At 72.9% G+C, this 20,259-nt stretch carries 22 protein-coding genes; 18 read left to right on the forward strand and 4 right to left on the reverse strand.

The window, feature by feature from the left end:
* The first annotated feature begins 13 nt into the window (after window positions 1-13).
* Window positions 14-592, forward strand: a complete 579-nt coding sequence (locus J2S63_RS13395) for a M48 metallopeptidase family protein (RefSeq protein WP_310303068.1) — start codon at window positions 14-16, stop codon at window positions 590-592.
* Here J2S63_RS13395 and J2S63_RS13400 read toward each other — a convergent pair.
* Both J2S63_RS13400 and J2S63_RS13405 read right to left on the reverse strand, forming a co-directional pair.
* On the reverse strand, window positions 511-1,122 hold the full coding sequence (locus J2S63_RS13400) for an NUDIX hydrolase (RefSeq protein ID WP_310303070.1): 612 nt from the start codon (window positions 1,120-1,122) through the stop codon (window positions 511-513). The genes J2S63_RS13395 and J2S63_RS13400 overlap by 82 nt on opposite strands.
* Window positions 1,119-2,552 carry a zinc-dependent metalloprotease gene (locus J2S63_RS13405; protein ID WP_310303072.1) on the reverse strand — a complete coding sequence of 478 codons (1,434 nt, stop codon included), beginning with the start codon at window positions 2,550-2,552 and terminating at the stop codon, window positions 1,119-1,121. The genes J2S63_RS13400 and J2S63_RS13405 overlap by 4 nt, the downstream gene beginning before the upstream one ends.
* Window positions 2,553-2,597: 45 nt before the next feature.
* On the opposite strand from J2S63_RS13405, the gene J2S63_RS13410 reads away from it, so the two are divergent.
* Entirely contained in the window at window positions 2,598-3,035 is a 438-nt protein-coding gene (locus J2S63_RS13410) for a molybdenum cofactor biosynthesis protein MoaE (RefSeq protein WP_310303074.1), read from the forward strand.
* Window positions 3,036-3,070: 35 nt separating this feature from the next.
* Here the strand turns inward: J2S63_RS13410 and J2S63_RS13415 are convergent, their stop codons facing one another.
* Window positions 3,071-3,307 (reverse strand): hypothetical protein, encoded by a 237-nt coding sequence (locus J2S63_RS13415; protein ID WP_310303076.1) that lies wholly within the window; start codon window positions 3,305-3,307, stop codon window positions 3,071-3,073.
* Between the two features lie 84 nt (window positions 3,308-3,391).
* Between J2S63_RS13415 and J2S63_RS13420 the strand changes: the two genes are divergently transcribed.
* Genes J2S63_RS13420 through J2S63_RS13430 form a run of 3 tightly spaced genes read left to right on the forward strand, consistent with a single transcriptional unit; the run spans window position 3,392 to window position 8,193 of the window.
* Entirely contained in the window at window positions 3,392-4,471 is a 1,080-nt protein-coding gene (locus J2S63_RS13420) for a YlbL family protein (protein WP_310303078.1), read from the forward strand.
* Window positions 4,464-5,177 (forward strand): PPA1309 family protein, encoded by a 714-nt coding sequence (locus J2S63_RS13425; protein WP_310303080.1) that lies wholly within the window; start codon window positions 4,464-4,466, stop codon window positions 5,175-5,177. The genes J2S63_RS13420 and J2S63_RS13425 overlap by 8 nt, the downstream gene beginning before the upstream one ends.
* A gap of 7 nt (window positions 5,178-5,184) precedes the next feature.
* Window positions 5,185-8,193 carry a UPF0182 family membrane protein gene (locus J2S63_RS13430; RefSeq protein WP_310303082.1) on the forward strand — a complete coding sequence of 1,003 codons (3,009 nt, stop codon included), beginning with the start codon at window positions 5,185-5,187 and terminating at the stop codon, window positions 8,191-8,193.
* Window positions 8,194-8,242: 49 nt separating this feature from the next.
* Here the strand turns inward: J2S63_RS13430 and J2S63_RS13435 are convergent, their stop codons facing one another.
* Window positions 8,243-8,743 (reverse strand): hemerythrin domain-containing protein, encoded by a 501-nt coding sequence (locus tag J2S63_RS13435; protein ID WP_310303084.1) that lies wholly within the window; start codon window positions 8,741-8,743, stop codon window positions 8,243-8,245.
* 223 nt (window positions 8,744-8,966) lie between these two features.
* Between J2S63_RS13435 and J2S63_RS13440 the strand changes: the two genes are divergently transcribed.
* The 13 genes from J2S63_RS13440 to J2S63_RS13500 all read left to right on the forward strand — a co-directional run bounded on the left by J2S63_RS13440 (window position 8,967) and on the right by J2S63_RS13500 (window position 20,213).
* The gene (locus tag J2S63_RS13440; protein WP_310303086.1) at window positions 8,967-9,647 is read left to right on the forward strand and encodes an SAF domain-containing protein; all 681 of its coding nucleotides are present in this window, start codon (window positions 8,967-8,969) and stop codon (window positions 9,645-9,647) included.
* A 4-nt stretch (window positions 9,648-9,651) separates the two neighbouring features.
* Window positions 9,652-10,530 (forward strand): CpaE/TadZ family protein, encoded by an 879-nt coding sequence (locus tag J2S63_RS13445; RefSeq protein ID WP_310303088.1) that lies wholly within the window; start codon window positions 9,652-9,654, stop codon window positions 10,528-10,530.
* Window positions 10,527-11,861: a TadA family conjugal transfer-associated ATPase gene (locus tag J2S63_RS13450; RefSeq protein ID WP_310303090.1), complete on the forward strand. Its 1,335-nt coding sequence runs from the start codon at window positions 10,527-10,529 to the stop codon at window positions 11,859-11,861. The genes J2S63_RS13445 and J2S63_RS13450 overlap by 4 nt, the downstream gene beginning before the upstream one ends.
* The gene (locus J2S63_RS13455) at window positions 11,852-12,790 is read left to right on the forward strand and encodes a type II secretion system F family protein (protein ID WP_310303092.1); all 939 of its coding nucleotides are present in this window, start codon (window positions 11,852-11,854) and stop codon (window positions 12,788-12,790) included. The genes J2S63_RS13450 and J2S63_RS13455 overlap by 10 nt, the downstream gene beginning before the upstream one ends.
* Window positions 12,787-13,707: a type II secretion system F family protein gene (locus J2S63_RS13460; RefSeq protein WP_310303094.1), complete on the forward strand. Its 921-nt coding sequence runs from the start codon at window positions 12,787-12,789 to the stop codon at window positions 13,705-13,707. Before J2S63_RS13455 ends, J2S63_RS13460 begins: the two co-directional genes overlap by 4 nt.
* 31 nt (window positions 13,708-13,738) lie before the next feature.
* Window positions 13,739-13,945 (forward strand): hypothetical protein, encoded by a 207-nt coding sequence (locus tag J2S63_RS13465; RefSeq protein WP_310303096.1) that lies wholly within the window; start codon window positions 13,739-13,741, stop codon window positions 13,943-13,945.
* Between the two features lie 23 nt (window positions 13,946-13,968).
* Window positions 13,969-14,403, forward strand: a complete 435-nt coding sequence (locus J2S63_RS13470; RefSeq protein WP_310303098.1) for a TadE/TadG family type IV pilus assembly protein — start codon at window positions 13,969-13,971, stop codon at window positions 14,401-14,403.
* Window positions 14,400-14,813: a TadE/TadG family type IV pilus assembly protein gene (locus J2S63_RS13475; protein WP_310303100.1), complete on the forward strand. Its 414-nt coding sequence runs from the start codon at window positions 14,400-14,402 to the stop codon at window positions 14,811-14,813. The genes J2S63_RS13470 and J2S63_RS13475 overlap by 4 nt, the downstream gene beginning before the upstream one ends.
* Window positions 14,810-15,259 carry a pilus assembly protein TadG-related protein gene (locus J2S63_RS13480; RefSeq protein WP_310303102.1) on the forward strand — a complete coding sequence of 150 codons (450 nt, stop codon included), beginning with the start codon at window positions 14,810-14,812 and terminating at the stop codon, window positions 15,257-15,259. Before J2S63_RS13475 ends, J2S63_RS13480 begins: the two co-directional genes overlap by 4 nt.
* 113 nt (window positions 15,260-15,372) lie before the next feature.
* A complete protein-coding gene (locus J2S63_RS13485; RefSeq protein ID WP_310303104.1) occupies window positions 15,373-15,984 on the forward strand; it encodes a hypothetical protein in 612 nt (203 codons plus the stop codon).
* 14 nt (window positions 15,985-15,998) lie between these two features.
* On the forward strand, window positions 15,999-16,994 hold the full coding sequence (locus tag J2S63_RS13490) for a hypothetical protein (RefSeq protein WP_310303106.1): 996 nt from the start codon (window positions 15,999-16,001) through the stop codon (window positions 16,992-16,994).
* A gap of 52 nt (window positions 16,995-17,046) precedes the next feature.
* Window positions 17,047-19,839 carry a LysM peptidoglycan-binding domain-containing protein gene (locus J2S63_RS13495; protein WP_310303108.1) on the forward strand — a complete coding sequence of 931 codons (2,793 nt, stop codon included), beginning with the start codon at window positions 17,047-17,049 and terminating at the stop codon, window positions 19,837-19,839.
* 77 nt (window positions 19,840-19,916) lie between these two features.
* Window positions 19,917-20,213: a WXG100 family type VII secretion target gene (locus J2S63_RS13500; RefSeq protein WP_310303110.1), complete on the forward strand. Its 297-nt coding sequence runs from the start codon at window positions 19,917-19,919 to the stop codon at window positions 20,211-20,213.
* The last annotated feature ends 46 nt before the right edge of the window (window positions 20,214-20,259 follow it).

Raw genomic sequence — 20,259 nt, forward strand, 5'->3', positions numbered from 1 at the left:
CTAGCGTGCCTCCATGCCCGCCACCGAGGACCCCGCGGTGGCGGACGCGCGCCCCGAGGTCGAGGTGCGGCGCAGCCGACGCCGTCGTCGGACGGTCTCGGCCTACCGCGACACCGACGGCACGATCGTGGTGCTCGTGCCCGCCCGGCTCAGCCGGGCCGAGGAGCGCGAGTGGGTCGACACGATGGTCGGGCGGCTGGAGCGGTCGGAGGCACGACGGCGTCCCACCGACGACGCGCTGCTCGCCCGGGCCCAGCACCTCTCGGAGAAGTACCTCGAGGGCCTGGCCCGTCCCGACTCCGTGCGGTGGGTCGACAACCAGCGCACCCGCTGGGGCTCGTGCACCCCGCGTGACCGGTCGATCCGGCTCTCCACGCGCCTGCAGGGCATGCCCGGGTGGGTGGTCGACTACGTGATGGTCCACGAGCTGGCCCACCTGCTCGAGGCAGGGCACACCGAGGCGTTCTGGCGGATGGTCGACCGCTACCCCAAGGCCGAGCGGGCCAAGGGCTACCTCGAGGGCGTCGAGTCGGTGGCGCGCACCGCCGCGACCCCGGCCGGGGTCGCGGACGAGGTGGAGACCGAGGACTGACGGGCCCTCGCGCGGGCGACCAGCTCGTGCAGCGAGGCCTCCTCGGAGGGCAGGCCGTCGACGGGCCACCAGCGCACGTCGACCGACTCCTCGGTCACCGTCAGCGGCAGCGCCGGGTCGGCGACCGCGACGAAGCGCACGTCGAGGTGGTCGCCGCCGTCCCCGCAGAACGGCACCGCGTGGCGGTCGAGCTGCACCGGGACGGGGTCGAGCGCGTAGGTGCCGAGGCCGGACTCCTCCTCGAGCTCCCGCTCGGCCCCGGCCGCCAGCGAGGCGTCCTCGGGCTCGACGTGCCCGCCGAGCTGGAACCAGGCGTCGGCCCGCCGGTGGTGGGTGAGCAGCACCTGCGAGGCGTCGGGGGAGACCACGAGCACGCTCGCGGTGAGGTGGTCGGGGCGGCAGGACCGCAGGTGGCCGTCGGCGTGGGTCCGCAGGTGCTCGACGTAGGACGACCGGAGGCGCTCCTGCGCCTCGTCCGGCGCCTGCCAGGCGAGCAGGGTGGCCAGCGCGGCGGCGTGGCCCTCGCTCACCGGGTGGGGTCGTCGCCGGGCTCGTCAGCGGGACCGGCCGGGCCGGACCCGTCCTCGCGAGCGAGCAGCTCCTGGAGCGCGGCGTCGAAGTCGTCGCCGAGCATCGCCTCGGCCTGGTCCTCGATCTCGGCGGGGGTGGTGCCCTCGGCGAAGCCCAGCGGGTCGTCGAGGTCGGCCGCGGTGGGCAGGTGGTCGGGGTGGCTCCACACGGAGTCACGCGCCTCGACGCCCTTGCGGACCCGCAGGTTGCCCCACAGCGCGGCGGCGTCGCGCAGGCGGCGCGGCCGCAGCTCGAGGCCGACCAGGGCGGCGAAGGTGTCCTCGGCGGGACCACCAGCCGCGCGACGGCGCCGGATGACCTCCTGGAGCCGGCCGGCGCTGGGCATGCGGTCGGCACAGGCCTGGTTGACCACGTCGTCGACCCAGCCCTCGACCAGGGCGAGCAGGGTCTCGAGGCGGACCAGCGCGGCCTGCTGCGACGGCGTCTTCTGCGGCTCGAACATGCCCCCGGCCATCGCCTCCTGCAGCGCAGCAGGGTTGGTCGGGTCGACCCCGCCGAGCTGCTCCTCGATCTTGCCGAGGTCGATGCTCATGCCGCGGCCGTAGTCCTCGACCGCGCCGATCAGGTGGCCGCGCAGCCACGGCACGTGGGCGAACAGCCGCTGGTGGGCGGCCTCGCGCAGGGCGAGGAACAGGCGGACGTCGTCCGCCGGCACGTCGAGCCCGTCGGCGAAGGCCTCGACGTTGGCAGGGACCAGGGCGGCGCGGCCGACCGGGGCGAGCGGGAGGCCGATGTCGGTGGCGCCGAGGACCTCGGTCGCGAGGGTGCCGATGGCCTGCCCGATCTGGGTGCCGAAGATGGCGCCGCCGGCCTGGCCGAGCATCCCCATGAGCGGCCCGGCCATCGCGCGGGTCTCGGCGGGCAGGGCGTCGGTCATCGCCTTGACGACGTGCTGGGCGACCGGCTCGACCAGCTGCTGCCAGGTGGGGAGCGTCTGCTCGACCCACTCGGCCCGGCTCCAGCCGACCGTGGTGCTGATGCCGCTGGGCAGCTCGGTCACGCCGTCGAGCCAGTGGTCGGCCAGCCGCAGGGCGTCACCGATGCGGGCGTCCTCGGTGGTGGTGACCGACGGGTCGGTGGTCGCGGCGGTGACCCGGCGTGCGGTGTCGCGGGCGAGGTTCCAGTTCACGGTGCCGTCGTGGGGCTGCATCATCGCCTGGAACTGGCCCATGAGGGCCGACAGGTCGAAGCCCTGGCCACCGGGCCCGGTCATGCCGGCCAGCGCGGAGAGGTCGGGCATCTGCCCGCCCTGGCCCCCGAACATCGCGAAGACGGCCTCGAACGGCGTGCCGGCGAAGGGGTTGTGCGGCTCGCCGCGGCCCTCCTCGGGGTCCTCGTTCGGCTCGTCTGCTCCAGGGTTCTGCGCCATGCACCCAACCTACTCGTGACGCGGCAACGGACTACCCTCGCGCTTGTGAGCCCGCCCACCACCCCGCGCGTCCGCCTGCTCGACATCCGCGACGTGCCGCTGTCCGTCGACGAGGTGGCGGCCGCCGTCGCCGACCCGGCCGCGGGCGGCACCACGGTCTTCATCGGCGCGGTGCGCGACCACGACAGCGACAAGGGCGTCACGGGCCTGGAGTACTCCGCCCATCCCTCGGCCCTCGACCGGCTGCGGGAGGTCGCCGAGCGCGTCGCCTCGTCGTACGACATCGTGGCGCTGGCCGCGGTGCACCGCGTGGGACGGCTGGCGATCGGGGACCTCGCGGTCGTGGTCGCGGTCTCGGCCGGCCACCGGGGCGAGGCCTTCGACGCCTCCCGGGCCCTCATCGACGACCTCAAGGCCCAGGTGCCGATCTGGAAGCACCAGGTCTTCACCGACGGCACCGAGGAGTGGGTCGGCACCCCCTGAGGGGGTCCGCGGTGCGGGGGTCAGCGGTGCGGGGGTCAGCCGTCGCGGCGCGAGGGCCGGACCGCGATGCCGGTGCTGCGGTCGTGCACCTGCGGCAGGCGGGGGTAGTGGGCCGCCGGGTGCTCCTTGGCGATCGCGGCGGCGAACCGCTCGTAGTCGGCCTCCGACCGCTCGCGGGGGGTGTCCTTCTGCGGGCGACCCGCCCACGCGGCCCACAGCATCGCCAGCACGGTCGCCCCGGCCGCGGGCGCCAGCCACCACAGGATCTCCACGGCGCCAGGCTAGGCGGCATCGGGGCCGCCGGACGGCCGCCACACCGGCGCCGCTGCCAGCCAGGGGTCTGAGAGGGTGTGGCCATGAACCGCCGCTCGATCGCCACGGTGACCGCCGTCGCCGCCGTCGTGGTGCTCGCGGTCGGGATCGTGCGGTCGCCGATGCCCTACGTCACGATGCAGCCCGGTCCCACGGTCGACGTCCTCGGCACCTACCGCGGCGAGCCGATCGTCGAGGTGGACGGCACGCGGTCCTACCCGCCCGACGGCAACCTGCGCCTGGTCACGGTCTCCGAGTCGACCCCCGACCACTCGGTGCTGCTGCCCGAGGCGCTGCAGGCGTGGTTCGACAAGGACGCGGCCCTCATCCCGCGCGACGCGGTCTACCCCGACGACGCCACCAGCGAGTCCGAGCGCGCGTTGTCGTCCGCCCAGATGGTGACCTCGCAGGACACCGCCGTGGCCGCGGCGCTGCGGCGGCTGGGCTACCACCTGCGCACGTTCCCCGAGGTGATCGGGCTGTCCCCGGGAGGCCCCTCGGCCGGCAAGCTCGAGCTGCGCGACCGCCTGCGCTCGATCGCGGGCAAGCCGACGCCCACGCTGCGCTCGGTCTTCGAGGCGCTCAAGGGCGTCGAGCCCGGCGCGACCGTCACGGTCGTGGTGGACCGTGGCTCGTTCGCGGACCCGACGCGCAAGCGCCTGCGCATCACCACGGTCCGTGATCCCGACCCGGCCAACGGGGGACGGGCCCTGATCGGCATCTTCCCGGGCACCGGCTACCGCTTCCCGTTCAAGGTCTCCGTGGGCATCGACGAGGGCATCGGCGGCCCCAGCGCCGGGCTGATGTTCTCCCTGGCCATCTACGACACCCTCACGCCCGGCGACCTGACCGGCGGCGAGGACGTCGCCGGCACCGGGACGATCTCCGACCGGGGCGTCGTGGGGGCCATCGGCGGCATCCAGCAGAAGATCGTCGGCGCCCAGCGCGACGGCGCCACGCTCTTCCTCGTCCCGCCGGACAACTGCGCCGACGCGCTCGGCGCCCCGGTCGACGACCAGGACATCCGCCTGGTCAAGGCCCCCACGCTCAAGTCCGCGATCAACTCGCTGACCGCCTATGCCAAGGACCCCGACGCCGACCTGCCGAGGTGCACGCATGACTGACCAGCCCACCCCCCAGCCCGAGCCGGGCACGCCCGCCGAGCACGACGAGCACGACGAGCACGAGGAGCTCCGCCCGGCGATCGACCCGACCCTGCGCGGGGCGGTGCTCGAGCTGGAGCAGCACGCCGCGGCCGCCGGCTGGGACCAGCCCGCCCAGCTGTTCGCGCTCGTGCCGGCCGGTGAGCTCGTCGCCCAGGACCCCGACATGGCCGCGCTGGTCGGGCTCGGTCCCGACACCGACCCCGGCGTCCTCGTGACCGTCGAGCAGGGCGAGCTGCCCCCCGAGGTCCCGCTCGAGGAGCTGCTCGCGCAGATCGAGTGGCCCGAGGAGGTGCGGGGCGCTGCCGTCGTGGTCGAGCGCCTCGTCCTGCCCCCGTCCGCGGGCGAGGTCCCGGTCGACCCGGAGGAGGCGGCGGCCTTCGCGGCCGGCCACCCCGACCGCGAGGAGGTGCGCATCGTCGCCGCCGCCCGCAGGCCGCAGGCCGGCACGCCGGCAGGGTCGCCCGGGTCGACGTACTGCGCGATGCGGCTGCGCTCGCGCGACGACGACTTCGCCGTGCTCGAGGCACCCGACCTGGTGCCCGGGCTGCTCGACCTGCTGCTCAGCACCCTGGGCGCGGCCCCCCAGACCCCCGGCACCCAGACCCCCGGCACCGAGACCCCCGGCACCGAGACTCCCGGCACCGAGACCCCCGAGGACCAGTGAGGTCGAGATGAGCGGACTCTTCCCCGACGACGCCTACGACGGCCCGGCCCAGCCGCCGCCGCCGGCCCGCCCGCAGCGGCGGCGCGCGCTGCTCTACACCGCCCTGGTGATGGTGGCGCTGTTCTTCGCCTTCTCCGCGTTCACCTCGATCTGGACCGACCGGCTGTGGTTCTCCAGCGTCGACTACCCCCAGGTGTTCCGCACGGTCATCGCCACCCGCGTGATCCTCTTCATCGTCTTCGGCGCGCTCTTCGGCGGGTTCGTGGCGGCCAACATCGCGATCGCGTTCCGCGTCCGTCCGGTCTTCCGGCCGCGGGCCTCCGAGCTCAGCCTCAACCAGTACCGCGACGTCGTCGAGCCGATGGGCCGCCTGCTCGTCATCGGCCTCGGCATCCTGCTCGGCCTCATGGCCGGCGGCTCCGCGGCCGGTGAGTGGCGCCAGTTCCTGATGTGGCGCAACGGCACGGACTTCGGCACCAAGGACCCCTACTTCAAGAGGGACATCGGCTTCTTCGTCTTCTCGCTGCCGTGGTTCCACTACGTGGTCAACCTGCTGCTGATGATGACCGTGCTCGGGCTCGTGGCCGCGATCGTCACGCACTACCTCTTCGGCGGCATCCGGCTGCAGAACCCGGCGGGGGAGAAGGTCACCGAGGCCGCCCAGGTGCAGTTCTCGGTGCTGCTCGGCATCTTCGTGCTGGTCAAGGCGGTCGACTACTGGCTAGACCGCTTCGACCTCACCACCGACCAGGGGCGGCGGTTCACCGGCATCAACTACACCGCCTTCCACGCGGTGCTGCCGGCCAAGAACATCCTGATGTTCATCTCGGTCATCTGCGCGCTGCTGTTCTTCGCCAACATCGCGCGCCGCACGTGGCTGCTCCCGGCGATGAGCCTCGGCATGCTGGTGCTCTCCGCGGTGCTCCTCGGCGCCGTGTGGCCGGGCATCGTCTGGCAGTTCCAGGTCCGTCCCTCCGAGCCCGACAAGGAGGAGCCGTTCCTGTCCCACAACATCCAGGCCACACGGGCGGCGTACGACGTCGACGGGCTCAAGGAGCAGGACTACGACGCGACGGTCAACGTGACCGGCAAGCAGCTGCGGGCCAGCGCCGAGTCGCTGCCCGGCATCCGCCTGATCGACCCCCAGCGGATGAGCGCGGCGTTCGACGAGCTGCAGCAGGTGCGCGGCTACTACAGCGTCGCGAGCGTCCTCGACGTCGACCGCTACAACATCGACGGCAAGGACCGCGACATCGTCCTCGGCGTGCGCGAGCTCGACCAGACCCGGCTGGCGGAGTCGCAGCGCAACTGGGCCAACGAGCACACCGTCTACACCCACGGCTACGGCGTCATCGCGGCCTACGGCAACAACCGCCAAGCCGACGACTCGCCCAACACGACCGGCCAGCCGCCGTGGGCCGAGCGCGACCTGCCGCCGCAGGGGGACCTGACCAACCTGTCCAAGCCCGACGGCTACGAGGGTCGCATCTACTTCGGGGAGAAGTCGCCGGCGTACTCCATCGTCGGCAAGGCCAAGGACAACGGCAAGGACGTCGAGCTCGACATCCCCGAGGAGGTCGCGGGCACCCGCGGCAACACGACGTACGACGGCGCCGACGGCGTGCCGATCGGCGGGCTGTTCAACAAGCTCCTCTACGCCGCGAAGTACGGCGACGCCAACATCCTGCTCTCGAGCCGGGTCAACGAGAACTCCAAGATCCTCTACGTCCGCAACCCGCGTGACCGCGTGGAGAAGGTCGCCCCCTGGCTGACCGTGGACGGCGACCCCTATCCCGCCGTGGTGGACGACCGGGTCCAGTGGATCCTCGACGGCTACACGATGACCGACCGCTACCCCAACTCCGAGCGCGACTCCTTCGAGTCGATGATCTCCGACGCGCTGACCCCGCAGACGTCCTACGTCACGCTGCCGACCGACCAGATCAACTACATGCGCAACTCGGTCAAGGTCACCGTCGACGCCTACGACGGCACGGTCCGGATCTACCAGTGGCAGAGCGACCCGATCCTCGAGACGTGGAAGAAGATCTTCCCCGGCCTGGTGCTGCCCGAGAAGGAGATCTCGCCGGACCTGATGCAGCACCTGCGCTACCCCGAGGACATGTTCAAGGTGCAGCGCAGCATCCTGGCGAAGTACCACGTCACCAGGGCCCAGGACTTCTACAAGGGCACCGACCTGTGGACCGTCCCACAGGACCCCGCGCAGCAGTCGAGCAAGCAGCCGCCCTACCGCCTGTCGGTGCAGCTGCCGCCCGAGGGGGAGCGGGCGCTGCCGGGCGCCGACACCAGCGAGACCAAGGCCCCGGTCGACGAGACCCCGCCGGCGCCGGTCTTCTCGCTGACCAGCGTCTACGCGCCGAACAACCGCGACAACCTGGCGTCGTTCATCTCGGTGAACTCCGACGCGACGAGTCCCGACTACGGCGAGATGCGCGTCCTGCGGCTGCCCGACGACACCGCCGTCCAGGGCCCGGCGCAGGTGGCCAACACCTTCGCCTCCGACAACCGCATCCAGGACGTGCTGGCGCCGATCAAGATCAACTCCTCGATCGTCTACGGCAACCTGCTCACCCTCCCGGTGGGCGGCGGCCTGCTCTACGTCCAGCCGGTCTACGCGGTCAACCCGACCGGTCAGGGCACCTACCCGGTGCTGCGGTTCGTGCTGGCCTCGTTCGGCCAGGACGCCGGCTACGGCACCACGCTCAAGGGTGCGCTGGACGACGTGCTGGACAAGGCCGGCGGCGGCTCGCTGCCCGACGACAGCGGCACCGGCACCGACGGGGGCGCCGGCGACAACGGTGACAACGGCGACAACGGCGGGAAGGGCAACGGGCAGGTCAGCCCTCAGGTGCTCGACCTGCTGCGCCAGGCCGACGCGAAGTACGACGCCGCCGAGCGTGCGCTCAAGAAGGGCGACACCGTCGGGTGGGCCCGCAGCACCCGGCAGGCCGAGGACCTGGTCCGCCAGGCCCTGGCCGCCGCCCAGTCCGGCTGAGCCGCGGCCGGGCTCGGGGGACCCCCGGGCCCGGCCCGTGCCCAGGTGGCTACTTGATGACCGCGTCCACGGTCTTCTTGAGGGCGCTCGGCTGCGAGGGCTTGCGGGGGGCCTTCTTGCGCGCCAGCTCGAGGTTCGCGCCGAGGTCCTGGAGCGCCTTGCGGCCGAGGGCCTCCCGGACCTTGGGGAACCACTCCTGCTCCTCCTCCTCGATGTGGTGGCGCACGTTCTCGATGAGGACGGTCGTCTTGGCGTCGAACCGCTCGGCGTCGGGCTTCATCCCGACCAGCTCCATGACGAGCAGGTCGGCGACGTGGTGCTCCTCGTAGGACTCGTCGATGTCGCCCTCGAGGTCGGGGACGAGCTCGCGGACGCGGGGATACATCACCTCGTTCTCGATGTAGGTGTGCACCGTGAGCAGCTCGATGATCCGGTCGACCAGGCGACCCTTCTCCTTGTGTGCCTGCTCGCCGGCCTTCTCGAACGCCTTGAAGGCCTTCTCGATCTCCTTGTGGTCCTGACGGAGCAGGACGATGGCATCTGTCGACATGCCGCGTGGTGTCCCGGCAGGCCCTTCGCCAAACCGGGGCTGTCGCCCTTGCCCACCGGGGAGGTCCGTCCTCCGAACGGCCGAGTGTGAATTGCGGACAAGCCGGGCATAGTGCTCCCGGACAGGTGGGGGGAGCCGTTCGGCCCGACTGGGGCGATACGGGCTGAACCGGATACCCTCGCGCTCGCATCGTCATCTGGGGAACGAGGGGGACGCACCACTCATGAGCACCGTCACCGGCCCGGCGCCCGCCCGCGGACGCCTGCCCGTCGCCCGTCGTGACCGGCGTCCCGCCCTGGCGGCCCTGGCCCTCCTGCTCGTGCTCGTCGGGGCCCTGGGCAGCGCGCTCGTGGCCTACCGCAGCGGGAGCCGCGAGGAGGTGCTGGTCGCCCGTCAGGACATCGAGGTCGGGCAGGTCGTCACCGCCGCCGACCTGACGACCGCGCGGGTGGCCGCGGACGGCGGGGCCACGGTCGACGCGGCCGCGATCAGGAACTTCATCGGCACCCACGCGGTCGCCTACGTCCCCCAGGGCACGCTGGTCAACCGGTTCATGTTCACCGGCGAGAGGATCGTGCCGGCGGGCGCCCAAGTGGTGGGAGTGGTCGTCGACATCACCCGCCGCACGACCGAGCGGCTCAGGTCGGGTGACGTGGTCCAGCTCGTCTACGTCTCGGGCTCGGGTGACCAGTCCAGCGGGGCGGCCCAGCCCGGCGACTCGATCGTCCGCGCGGCCAAGGTGGTCGCCGTGGGCAGTGGCGGTGGCTCCGGCCAGCTCAGCGTCTCGGTGCTGGTGCCCGACAAGGACGCGGGTGCGGTCGCCGACCTGGCCTCGAGCAACAGCATCGCCCTGACCCTCCTGCCCGCGGGCACCACGCCGGTCGTCGACCTGGTCAAGAGGTGACCTGATGGCCCTCGTGACCGTGATGTCGGCCAAGGGCGCGCCCGGGGCCTCCACCACCGCCATGCTCGTGGCGGCGCTGTGGCCCCAGGACACCCTGCTGGTCGACGCCGACCCCAGCGGCGGTGACGTCGCCCTGCGCCTCCCGCGGCTGGACGGCCGCGCCCTCGACCGCGACCGTGGCCTCCTCTCGCTCCTGCCACTGGCCCGCCGCGGTGTCACCCCCGAACTGGTGCGGGAGCACTCCCAGACCGCCCTGGGCGGCCAGCGGGTGCTCGCCGGCCTCGCCGGTCCCGAGCAGTCCCGCGCCGTGGGCCCGCTCTGGACGACCCTCGCCGAGGCGTTCGCGCGCTACCCCGGCGCCGACGTGGTCGTCGACGCCGGGCAGGTCCACTCCCAGTCACCCCATCTCGCCCTGGTCCACCATGCCGATGCGCTGCTGGTCGTCTACCGCCCCACGGCGTGGAACGTCCTGCACACCCGCCGACGCCTCGAGGCCCTCGCCGACCACCTGTCCGACAGCCCGACCCGGGTGGGGCTCGTCGGCGTCGCGACCGCCCAGCAGAAGGCTGACTGCGAGGCGGCGGTGGCCACGATCCGCGGTGACTGGCGCTGGGTCCAGGACCTCGGCGTCGTCGCGCACGACCCCAAGGCGGTCGTGATGTTCGAGGGCGGCGAGGTCTACCGCCCCGAGCGCACGCTGCTGGCGCGCAGCGGTCGCACGCTCGCCGACGCGGCGTACGCCGAGCTGGCGCCGCTGCGCCCCGTGCCCCCGGCCGACGGGCCCGCGGCCGACCCCGACCACCCCGACCACCCCGACCACCCCGACCACCGCGAGGAGCCCGCCCCGCGGGGCGCCGACGAGACCGAGGCGGCCACCGCATGAGCGAGCAGCGACTGGCGACCCGCACCGCCGACCCCATGCTCGTGCGGCGGCTGCGCAGCCAGGTGGCCGACCGGCTCAACCAGCAGCGCCGCAGCGACGAGGTCCTGGGCCGCACCCCGATGTCGGCCGAGGACGAGCGGCAGTTCGCCCGCTCGCTCATCGTGCAGGTGCTCGAGGACTACGCCCGCGGTGAGATCACCGACGGACGCACCCCGCCGACCGCCGAGGAGGAGGAGGTCGTCGCCTCCGCCGTCCACGCGGCGCTGTTCGGTGTCGGCCGGCTCCAGCCCCTGCTGGAGAACCCCGAGGTCGAGAACATCGACATCAACGGCTACGACCGCGTCTTCGTGCAGTACGCCGACGGCCGCGAGGAGCTGGCCGACCCCGTCGCCGACAGCGACGAGGAGCTGATCGAGCTGATCCAGATCCTCGCCTCGAGCGTCGGCCTGGCGTCACGTCCCTTCGACTCGGCCAACCCGCAGCTCGACCTGCGCCTGCCCGACGGCTCGCGCCTGTCGGCGGTGATGGCGGTCTGCGCGCGGCCGAGCATCTCGCTGCGGCGGGCCCGGCTGGGCAAGGTCAGTCTCGACGACCTGGTCGGCAACGGCACGATGACCGCGCAGGTCGCCTCGTTCCTCAAGGCCGCGGTCAGGGCGCGCAAGAACATCATGATCGCGGGCTCGACCAACTCCGGGAAGACGACGCTGCTGCGTGCGCTCGCAGGTGAGATCCCGCCGCACGAGCGCCTGATCACCGTGGAGCGGGCGATGGAGCTCGGGCTGGACAAGTTCGAGGACGCCCACCCCAACGTCGTGGCCTTCGAGGAGCGGCTGCCCAACTCCGAGGGCCTCGGCGGGGTCACGATGGCCGAGCTGGTGCGGCGCTCGCTGCGGCAGAACCCCTCCCGCGTCATCGTCGGTGAGGTCCTCGGCGACGAGATCGTGACGATGCTCAACGCGATGAGCCAGGGCAACGACGGCTCGCTGTCGACGATCCACGCCAACTCCTCGCTCGAGGTGTTCAACCGCATCGCGACCTATGCCCTGCAGGCCAGCGAGCGCCTCCCGGTCGAGGCGACGCACATGCTGATCTCGGGCTCGATCAACTTCGTGGTCTTCCTCCGCAAGCGCAACGACTACCACGCCGGCGGCGGCATGAGCCGGGTCGTGGAGAGCATCCGCGAGGTGACCGGCGTCGACGGCCGCGTGCTGTCGAGCGAGGTCTTCACCGTCGGCCGCGACGGCCAGGCGGTGCCGCACGCCACGATCTCCTGCATCGACGACCTGGTCGAGCACGGCTACGAGTCCGACACCCTCGCGCGGTGGGGCTGAGCATGTCCGACCTCCTCGGCGGCACGACGGGAGCGCTCCTCGCGGGAGCGGTCCTGGGGCTCGGCCTGTTCGTGGCGGTGCTCGCCGTCGTCGGGCTGCCGCAGCGCCCGGCCGGGCGACCGGGTCGGCGCCGCACGAGCGGCGGGATGCAGGAGCGCACCAAGCGGATGGTGTGGGGCTTCGGGGTGGGCCTGGTCGTCCTCCTCGGCACCGGCTGGATCGTGGCGGCGGTCGCGCTCGGCCTGCTGGCGGCGTACTGGGACCGCATCGCGGGCTCCTCGGCGGCCGAGAAGCGGGGCATCACCCGGCTCGAGGCCCTGGCCTCCTGGACCGAGTCGCTGCGCGACACCATCGCGGGCGCGATCGGCCTGGAGCAGGCGATCCCCGCGACCGCGGCGACCGCGGGGTCCTCGATCCGCCCGTCGCTCAACCTCCTCGTCGACCGCCTGCGCATCCGCGAGCCGCTCCCGGCCGCCCTCATGGCCTTCGCCGACGACCTCGACGACTCGAGCGCGGACGTGGTCTGCGCCTCGCTGATCCTCAACGCGCGGCTGCGCGGACCCGGCCTGCGCGACGTGCTGACCGCGCTGTCGGCCTCGATCCGCGAGGAGCTCGACATGCGCCGGCGCATCGAGGCGAGCCGGCGCAGCATCCGCCGCAGCGTGCGGATCGTCCTGCTGATCGTGCTGGGCATGATGGGTGGTCTCACCGTCTTCAACCGCAAGTACGTCGCGCCGTACGACTCCTTCGGTGGCCAGGTGACGCTCGCGATCGTGGCGATGCTGTTCCTCGGCGGCCTGCTGTGGCTGCGCAAGCTGGCCAGCCCGAGCAAGGTCGACCGCTTCCTCGTGGTCGACGTCGTCGCGGCCGACCAGATCGTCGGCGAGGCGCCGTCCATCCGTGACCGGCGGACGGAGGTCGGCGCGTGACCTGGGCCCTGCTCACCGGTGCGCTGACCGGACTCGGCGTCTACGCCCTGGTGCGGGTGTTCCTGCGCCCGCGTCCCGGCGTGGCCACGATGATCGCGCGCATCGAGGGCGGCCAGCGCTCGATGAGCACCCACACGATGACGGCGTCGGAGGCCGACGGGCTCTCCGGCCACGTGCAGGGGGCGATGAACCGCCTGGCCGACCGGCTCGAGGTGATGGCCGTCGACCGAGGCTGGGAGCTCGGCGGGATCCGCACCGACCTGGCGCTCATGGGGCGCACGCGCGGCTCGCACCTGGCCACCAAGGTGGCCGTCGGCGGCCTGCTGTTCCTGCTGGCGCCGGTGGTCTGGTCGGTGCTGCGGATCAGCGGGATGAACCTGCCGACCGCGGTGCCGGCGATCCTCGCGCTGGGCCTGGCGGCGTTCGGGTTCTTCATGCCCGACCTCGCGCTCAAGAGCGAGGCCGCCACCCGGCGCAACGACTTCCGCCGCACGGTCGGGGTCTTCCTCGACCTCGTCGCGATGAACCTCGCCGGGGGTCGCGGCCTCCCCGAGGCGCTGCTCGCCGCGGCGACGGTCAGCGACCACTGGACGCTGGTCCGCATCCGCCAGGCGCTGGCCAACGCCCGGCTCTACGGCACGACCCCGTGGGTGGCGCTGGGCGACCTCGGCCGCGACATCGGCCTCGAGGAGCTGCAGGACCTCGCCGGTGCGCTGTCCCTGGCCGCCGACGACGGCGCCAAGATCCGCAGCTCGCTCAGCGCCCGCGCCGCCACGATGCGCCGCAAGGAGCTGACCGCCGCCGAGGGCGCCGAGGGCGAGAAGTCCCAGTCGATGCTCGTGGCACAGATGCTCATCAGCACCGCGTTCCTGATCTTCCTGGCCTACCCCGCCGTGTCCCAGCTCCTGGCCGCCTGACCCCCAGACCCAGCACCGAAAGGCAAACCGCATGAACCTCCACACGCTGCTCACCCGCCTCCGGGCCTCGCGCCGCGACGAGCGCGGCGCGACCGTCCTGGAGTGGGCGCTCATCGCCGCTGCCGTCGTGGTCGCCGCCTCGATCATCGCGGCAGTGATCTTCCGGATCATCGACACCAAGAGCGGGCAGCTGGAGGACTGCGCCAACCAGCCCGCCAACGTCGAGTGCGCTCCCTGAGCCACCCCGCCTGCTGCTGACCGATGCGTCCGGGACGTCGTACTCCGCACGCTCGCACCGAGTCCGGTGCGAGCGCGCTGGAGCTGTCGTTCCTGGCGCCCGGCCTGATCTTCCTGATCTTCCTGGTGATCCAGGCCGGCCTGTTCTTCTACGGCAGGACGGTCGCCATCCAGGCAGCACGTGAGGGGGTCTCCCAGCTGCGGCTGGCCCAGACCCGGGACGTCTACGACGACATCCGCCGGGACGTGAAGCGCAACACCGAGAGCTATGCCCTCTCCGTGGGCCGTGAGGCGCTGCTCAGCCCGGTCGCCACGTCGTCGTACGACGAGGGCGCGGGCCGGGTGACGATGGACGTGCAGGGCGAGGTGATCACGCTCGTGCCGGGCCTGCAGCTGCGGGCCACGGCCCACGCCGAGGGCGCGGTCGAGCGCTTCGAGCCCGACCAGGCGGCGCCATGAGCCGGCGCGACGAACGCGGCTCGATGGCGATCGAGATGGCGATCATCATCCCGTCCCTGCTGCTCATCTTCGGCCTGATCTACGCCTACGGCCGGGCCGCCCAGGTCAACGGCACGCTGGAGTCCGGCACGCGCGACGCGGCGCGCAGCGCGACGATCGCCCGGTCCTACGACGAGGCCAAGGACCGCGCCCGGCGTGTGGTCGACGCGGCGATCGTCGACCTGCCGCGCTCGTGCCGGCAGTCGGTGAGGGTGACCGTCTCGGACAACTTCGTGCCCGGCGAGCCGATCACGGTGGACGCGGAGTGCGACTACGCGCTGTCCGACCTGGGGCTCCCGGGGGCGCCGGGTGACATCACCGCGAGGTCGTCGTTCACCTCCATGCTCGACCCCTACCGGGGGCTGGAGTGAGGGCGCGCGACGAGCGCGGGTCGCTCGCGCCGGCCGTCCCGATCATCGCGATGTTCCTGCTCCTCATGGGCGGGCTGGTCATCGACGCCTCGCGGCAGCTCAACGCCCGCGGCGAGGCGGTGGCGTTCGCCGAGGAGGCGGCCCGGGCGGGGGCGCAGGGGGTCGACGTCGCGGCCGACCAGCTCGAGCTCGACCCGGTGCTGGCCCGGGAGCGGGTCGACACCTACTGCGCGCGCGTCGAGGAGCTCGGCCAGGTGCGCACCTGCCGCTTCCTGCGAATCGACCGGGTCTCGAGCACCGACTCGCGCCGGCTCGTCGTGGTCACCCAGGTGACCACCCAGATCCAGACGACGCTGCTCGGGCTGATCGGCGTGCGGTCGCTGGACGCCACCGGCGACGCGCGGGCCCGCCCCTACGAGGGCATCGATGAGGCGATCGAGCCATGAGCCGACGGACGTTCTCCCCAGGTCGGGAAGGAACAAGAGCCCGAAATAACCTTTTCGGGCGAACCGGGTTAAGGTTTTGCACTGCTGATTCTCGAGGGGGGAACACCACCACCGTGACGACGTCTCGCACCCGGATGTGTGCCGCGCTGAGCGGCGCTCTGCTGCTCTCGACCGGACTCGCCGCCTGCGGCGGGGACGACACGGCAGCCGAGGCGCCCCCCGCACCCGCGTCGTCCTCGACGACGCCCGAGTCGACCAGCGCCACCCCCACGCCGACCCCGAGTCCCACCCCGACCCTGCGTCCCTTGTCGCGGTTCGAGGACCGTCCTCAGGTCAAGGTCGCGCGCAACCTGGCGCGCGCCGCCGCCCTGGCCGTGAACAAGGGCGACAAGAGCATGACGCGCATCCGTCCGTTCGTGACCGACGCCGGGCTGAAGAACTTCCAGCGCTACTTCAACGAGGACTTCCCCAACCTCTTCCCGGGGCCGCTGCCGTTCACCCCGGTCGGGGTCCGCGACCTCGGAGGCGGACGCGCGGAGGTCCCGATGTGCGTGTGGCTCCAGGGCTTCACCGTCGACCGCAAGTCCAAGGCGCCGGTCAAGTCGCGCGACGTCGAGGCGGGCAAGTTCACGCTCGTGCGCGCCGGAGGCAAGTGGCGGGTCGAGGACATGATCGGCGAGAACCGCAGCTGTGAGAAGACGGTCGTGAAGGGTCGGCCGTTCTGATGATGGGGGATTCGATGCACGACACCAACCGACGCCGGCTCGCACGCACGGCGGCGTTCACCACCGCACTCGTGCTGGCGCTCGGCGCCTCGCCTGCGATGGCGACCGGCATGAAGCCGGGTGACCCCGGCCCGGCGCCGTCCGGCCCGCCCGCGAGCGACGGCCCGAGCAACACGAGCGACCCCTACTCCTCCTCCGGCCCGTCCTACGGCACGGTGAGCAACTGCTCGGTCGTCTCGACCCCCAACTTCCTCGGCGTCTCCTGCGGCAACGGGGCCGGCGAGGGCCAGACCGTCAAGGAGTACTTCGGCGCCGAGGGCGTCAAGGACCTCCCCGGCTGCTCGCACAAGGCGCTCGACGCCTCGGAGCTGGCCGGGCTCAGCTACGAGAACACTCCGGGGCCGGAGGGCTCGACCTGGTACTGGGAGTACTGCCTGGTCGACCCCAAGCTCGGCGAGCAGGTGCGCCAGGCCGAGATCAGCGTCTCGATCGTCTGGATCCGCAACGACGCCAAGGTCGAGAAGGACGACAAGCTCAACGCCCTGGCCGACCTGCGGCAGGGCACGGTGCCGTTCCCGGTCGCCGTACCCACCCCGTCCACGCAGCCGCGCGTCGGGGCGTGGACCTCGTTCGTCGACGGCACCGACGACCACGTGACGGTGGAGACGCCGACCGTGACCCTCGACGCCCACGTGGTCGGCGTGACCGTCAAGCCGCTCGGCAAGGACGCGCGCGAGTCGGTCAGCTGCCCGGGCACCGGCTACCACGCCGAGCGCGGCGACAACCCCAGCACCACCGACGTGGAGGCGTGCTGGTGGCAGTACTCCCACTCCTCCTCGGGCCAGCCGATGACGACCTCCGAGGGCCAGCCTGCCTACCCGGTGGAGATCACCGCGACCTGGGCGGTCGACACGATCGTCGGCGGGGTGCGCAGCCGCTTCAACACCTTCCAGAAGTCCCAGGTCACGCCGCTCCCGGTCACCGAGATCCAGGCGCTGGTCGTCAGCTGAGCCCGACGGGCCGTGGGAGAGCGGCCCGAGACACGAGAGAGGGGAGCCGTCGATGAGGACGACTGCACCGGACAGGCCCCGGGGCCGCACGCAGGTGCGACCCGACACGCTCCCGCGCGGAGGTGCCGCCCCCCGACGTCGCACCGGTACGGCGCTGCTCGCCGTCCTGGGCGCGCTCCTCCTGGTCGTCGGCGTGCCGGTCGGGCTGGTGCTCGGCGTCGGCAACCCGCTGCCCACCACGGCGCCCTCGACCGCGTGGCTGACCGCCGACCTGACACCGATGCTGGTGATCAAGGTGCTGGCCGCGGTCGTGTGGGTCGCGTGGGCCCACTTCGTCGTCTGCTTCCTCACCGAGTGGCGCGCCTTCCGGTCGGGCCGCGTGCCGCGCCAGGTGCTCCTCGGCGGGGGCTCCCAGAGCCTCGCGCGCCAGCTGGTCGCCAGCATCCTGCTCCTCGCCGGCGGCGCGACCCTGGCAGGCGGCGTGACCGCCCTGGGCGCCGACCACGAGCCGGCGCGCCCGAGCGCGCCGGTCGTGCAGGTGATGGACCAGCAGGTCGTCGTGGACGCGCTCGGCCAGGCGCAGGCCCAGGTCGACGCCGACCAGGCCGCGCACGTGGACCTCGCCCCCGGGCAGCACCTCAAGCACTACGAGGTCCGGCCGCCGCAGGGCCGCAACCACGACACCCTGTGGGACATCGCCGAGCGCACGATGGGCGACCCGTTCCGCTACAAGGAGATCTTCGAGCTCAACAAGGACCGGCTCCAGCCCGACGGCAGCCGCCTCACCGACGCCGACCTGATCCGTCCCGGCTGGCAGCTGCGCCTGCCCGGCGACGCCAAGGGCCCGGGGGTCCGCTCGACGCCCGCTCCCACGCCCGACCGCGGCCCTGGCACGACGGCGGCCACGGCCGGCGCCGAGGGCGGCGCGGCGGCGCAGGCCGGCGGCTCCGCCACGCAGCAGGCCAGCCAGCCGGGTGGCGGCTCCTTCGTCGCGCCCGAGCAGGACCGCGCCGGTGCGCTCGGGTCGCTGCTCCTCGGCGGCGGCCTGGTCCTGGCCGGCGTGGCCCGGGCGCTCACCGCGCGCCGCGGACCGTTCGGGGAGCCCGACCCCGACGCGCTCGACGTGACCCGGGCGGCCGCGCTGCGTCGCTCGCAGCTGGTCGACGACGCCCTGCGGGGGCTGGCCGAGACCCGTCTGGCCCACTCCCAGCGCATGCCCGAGGTGCTCTTCGCCTACGTCGACGACCGGCAGGTCGTGCTCCACCTGGCCCGCTCGGTGCCGGCCGACGAGGCCCCCGCGGCCCCGTGGTCGGTCTCCGAGGACGGCCTGTCGTGGACCGTCCACGCCGACGAGGTGACCCCGCCCAACCAGGGCGCCCCCGCGCCGTACCCCTGCCTGGTCAACGTCGCCGAGTCCCACGGCTTCGACCTCCTCGTCGACCTCGAGATGGCTCCCGGCCTCGTCGCCATCGGCGGCAGCGCCGAGATCGCACGCGAGGTCGTGATGGCCATGGCGCTCGAGCTCGCCACGCACGCCTGGGCCGACCGGGTCAGCGTCGTGATGGCCGGTTTCGGCGACGAGCTGGCCGACCTCAACCGCTCCGGCGTGCGCCACGTCAGCGGCCTCGACGAGGCGCTCGAGGAGGCCCGCCGCGGTCGCGAGCGGGTCAGCCGGGTCGCCGCCGAGCTCGGGGTCGAGGGCGTCCTGCAGGGACGTCAGCGCGGCGCCGCGTCGGACGCTCCTCCGGTGGTCGTCTTCGCCTCCGGCACCCCGACGGCCGAGCAGGCCCGCGAGATCGCCGAGCTCTCCGGCAACGGACGCACCGCGGTCTCGGTCGTCTGCGTCGGTGACACCCCCAGCGCCCGCTGGCGCTTCGTGGTCGACGGCGCCGGCGCCTTCGACGGCGGTGTCCTGGGCGTGCGTGGCACGGCCCGACGCCTCACCGGCGAGGGCCAGGCCCGGATCCACGCGCTCCTCGAGGAGGCGCTGCGGCGCCGTGTCGAGGGCGAGTTCGAGGCCGGCTCGGTCAGCCCCGCCGACGTCGCGGACGACGCCGCGGTGCGCCCCGTCGCCCCTTCCCCCGCCCCGGACGACCCCGGCGCGGGCCGCTCCGGCAGCCCCGTGCGCATCCAGCTGCTCGGGCAGGTCGAGGTCGTCGCACCCGGTCACCTCGACCCGGCCCGGCGCGAGATGCTGACCGAGCTCGTCGTCATGGCGGCGCTGCACCCCGAGGGCCTGCACGAGGCCGTGCTGGTCTCGGGCCTCTGGCCGCGCGGCGCCGAGCGCGACGTGGTCGACGCCCGGCTGGCCGACGCGCAGGAGTGGCTGGGCCGTGACGCCGAGGGCCGCCCGCGCCTGAGCCTCGACGCCGACGGGCGCTGGCACCTGCACCCCGAGGTCGAGACCGACTACGCCGCCCTGTCGGCGGCCGCACGCGCCGAGGGTGCGGGCGAGCTCGCCGCCCTGCTCGCCGGGCTGCGCCACGGGCGCGGCGAGGCGTTCTCCGGGGTGCACTACTCCTGGCTGACCTTCGCCCGTGAGGCGCGCACCTGCCGGATGCTCGTGACGTCGATGGCCCGCCGGGCCGCCGACCTCGCGGTCGCAGCGGGCCGGGTCGAGCAGGCCGAGGAGGCCCTGGTCATGGGCCTGCGGCTGGTGCCGACGGCCGAGCCGCTGTGGCGCGACCGCCTGCGGGTGCTCGCCACCCACGCGCCGGACCGGCTGGACCCGGCGATCACCGAGATGTACTCCGTGCTCGACGAGCACGGGGTCAGGCACGCTCCCGAAACCGACGCGCTGGTCGCAGAGCTGGCGCCGGGGTCACGAGGTGCCATCGGGGGCTGACCCCGGAGGGGGGAGACAACCCCGACCACCCGCCCCGGCCGTCCGGCCGGCGGAGAGAAACCAACGAAGGAGAGATCATGTCGAACCTGAACGTGACCTACGAGGAGATGCACTCCGCCGCCGCCAAGCTCAAGGCCGGGCGCTCGGAGATCGAGGGCCAGCTCGCCAAGCTCAAGAGCATGATCGACGGGCTGGTCTCCGGTGGCTACGTCACCGACAAGTCCTCGAAGGCGTTCCAGACCTCCTACGAGGAGTTCAACACCGGCGTCAACAAGACCATCGAGGGTCTCGACGGCATGGGCGAGTACCTCTCCCAGGCCGCCAAGGCGCTGCAGGACACCGACGAGCAGCTGGCCTCGGCGCTCAACAAGTGACTCGGGTCCGGTGCGCCGCCGTCCCTGCCGGCGGCGCACCGGTTCC

It is taken from the genome of Nocardioides marmoribigeumensis (genome assembly GCF_031458325.1).
In the GTDB taxonomy this organism is placed as follows: Bacteria; Actinomycetota; Actinomycetes; order Propionibacteriales; family Nocardioidaceae; genus Marmoricola_A; species Marmoricola_A marmoribigeumensis.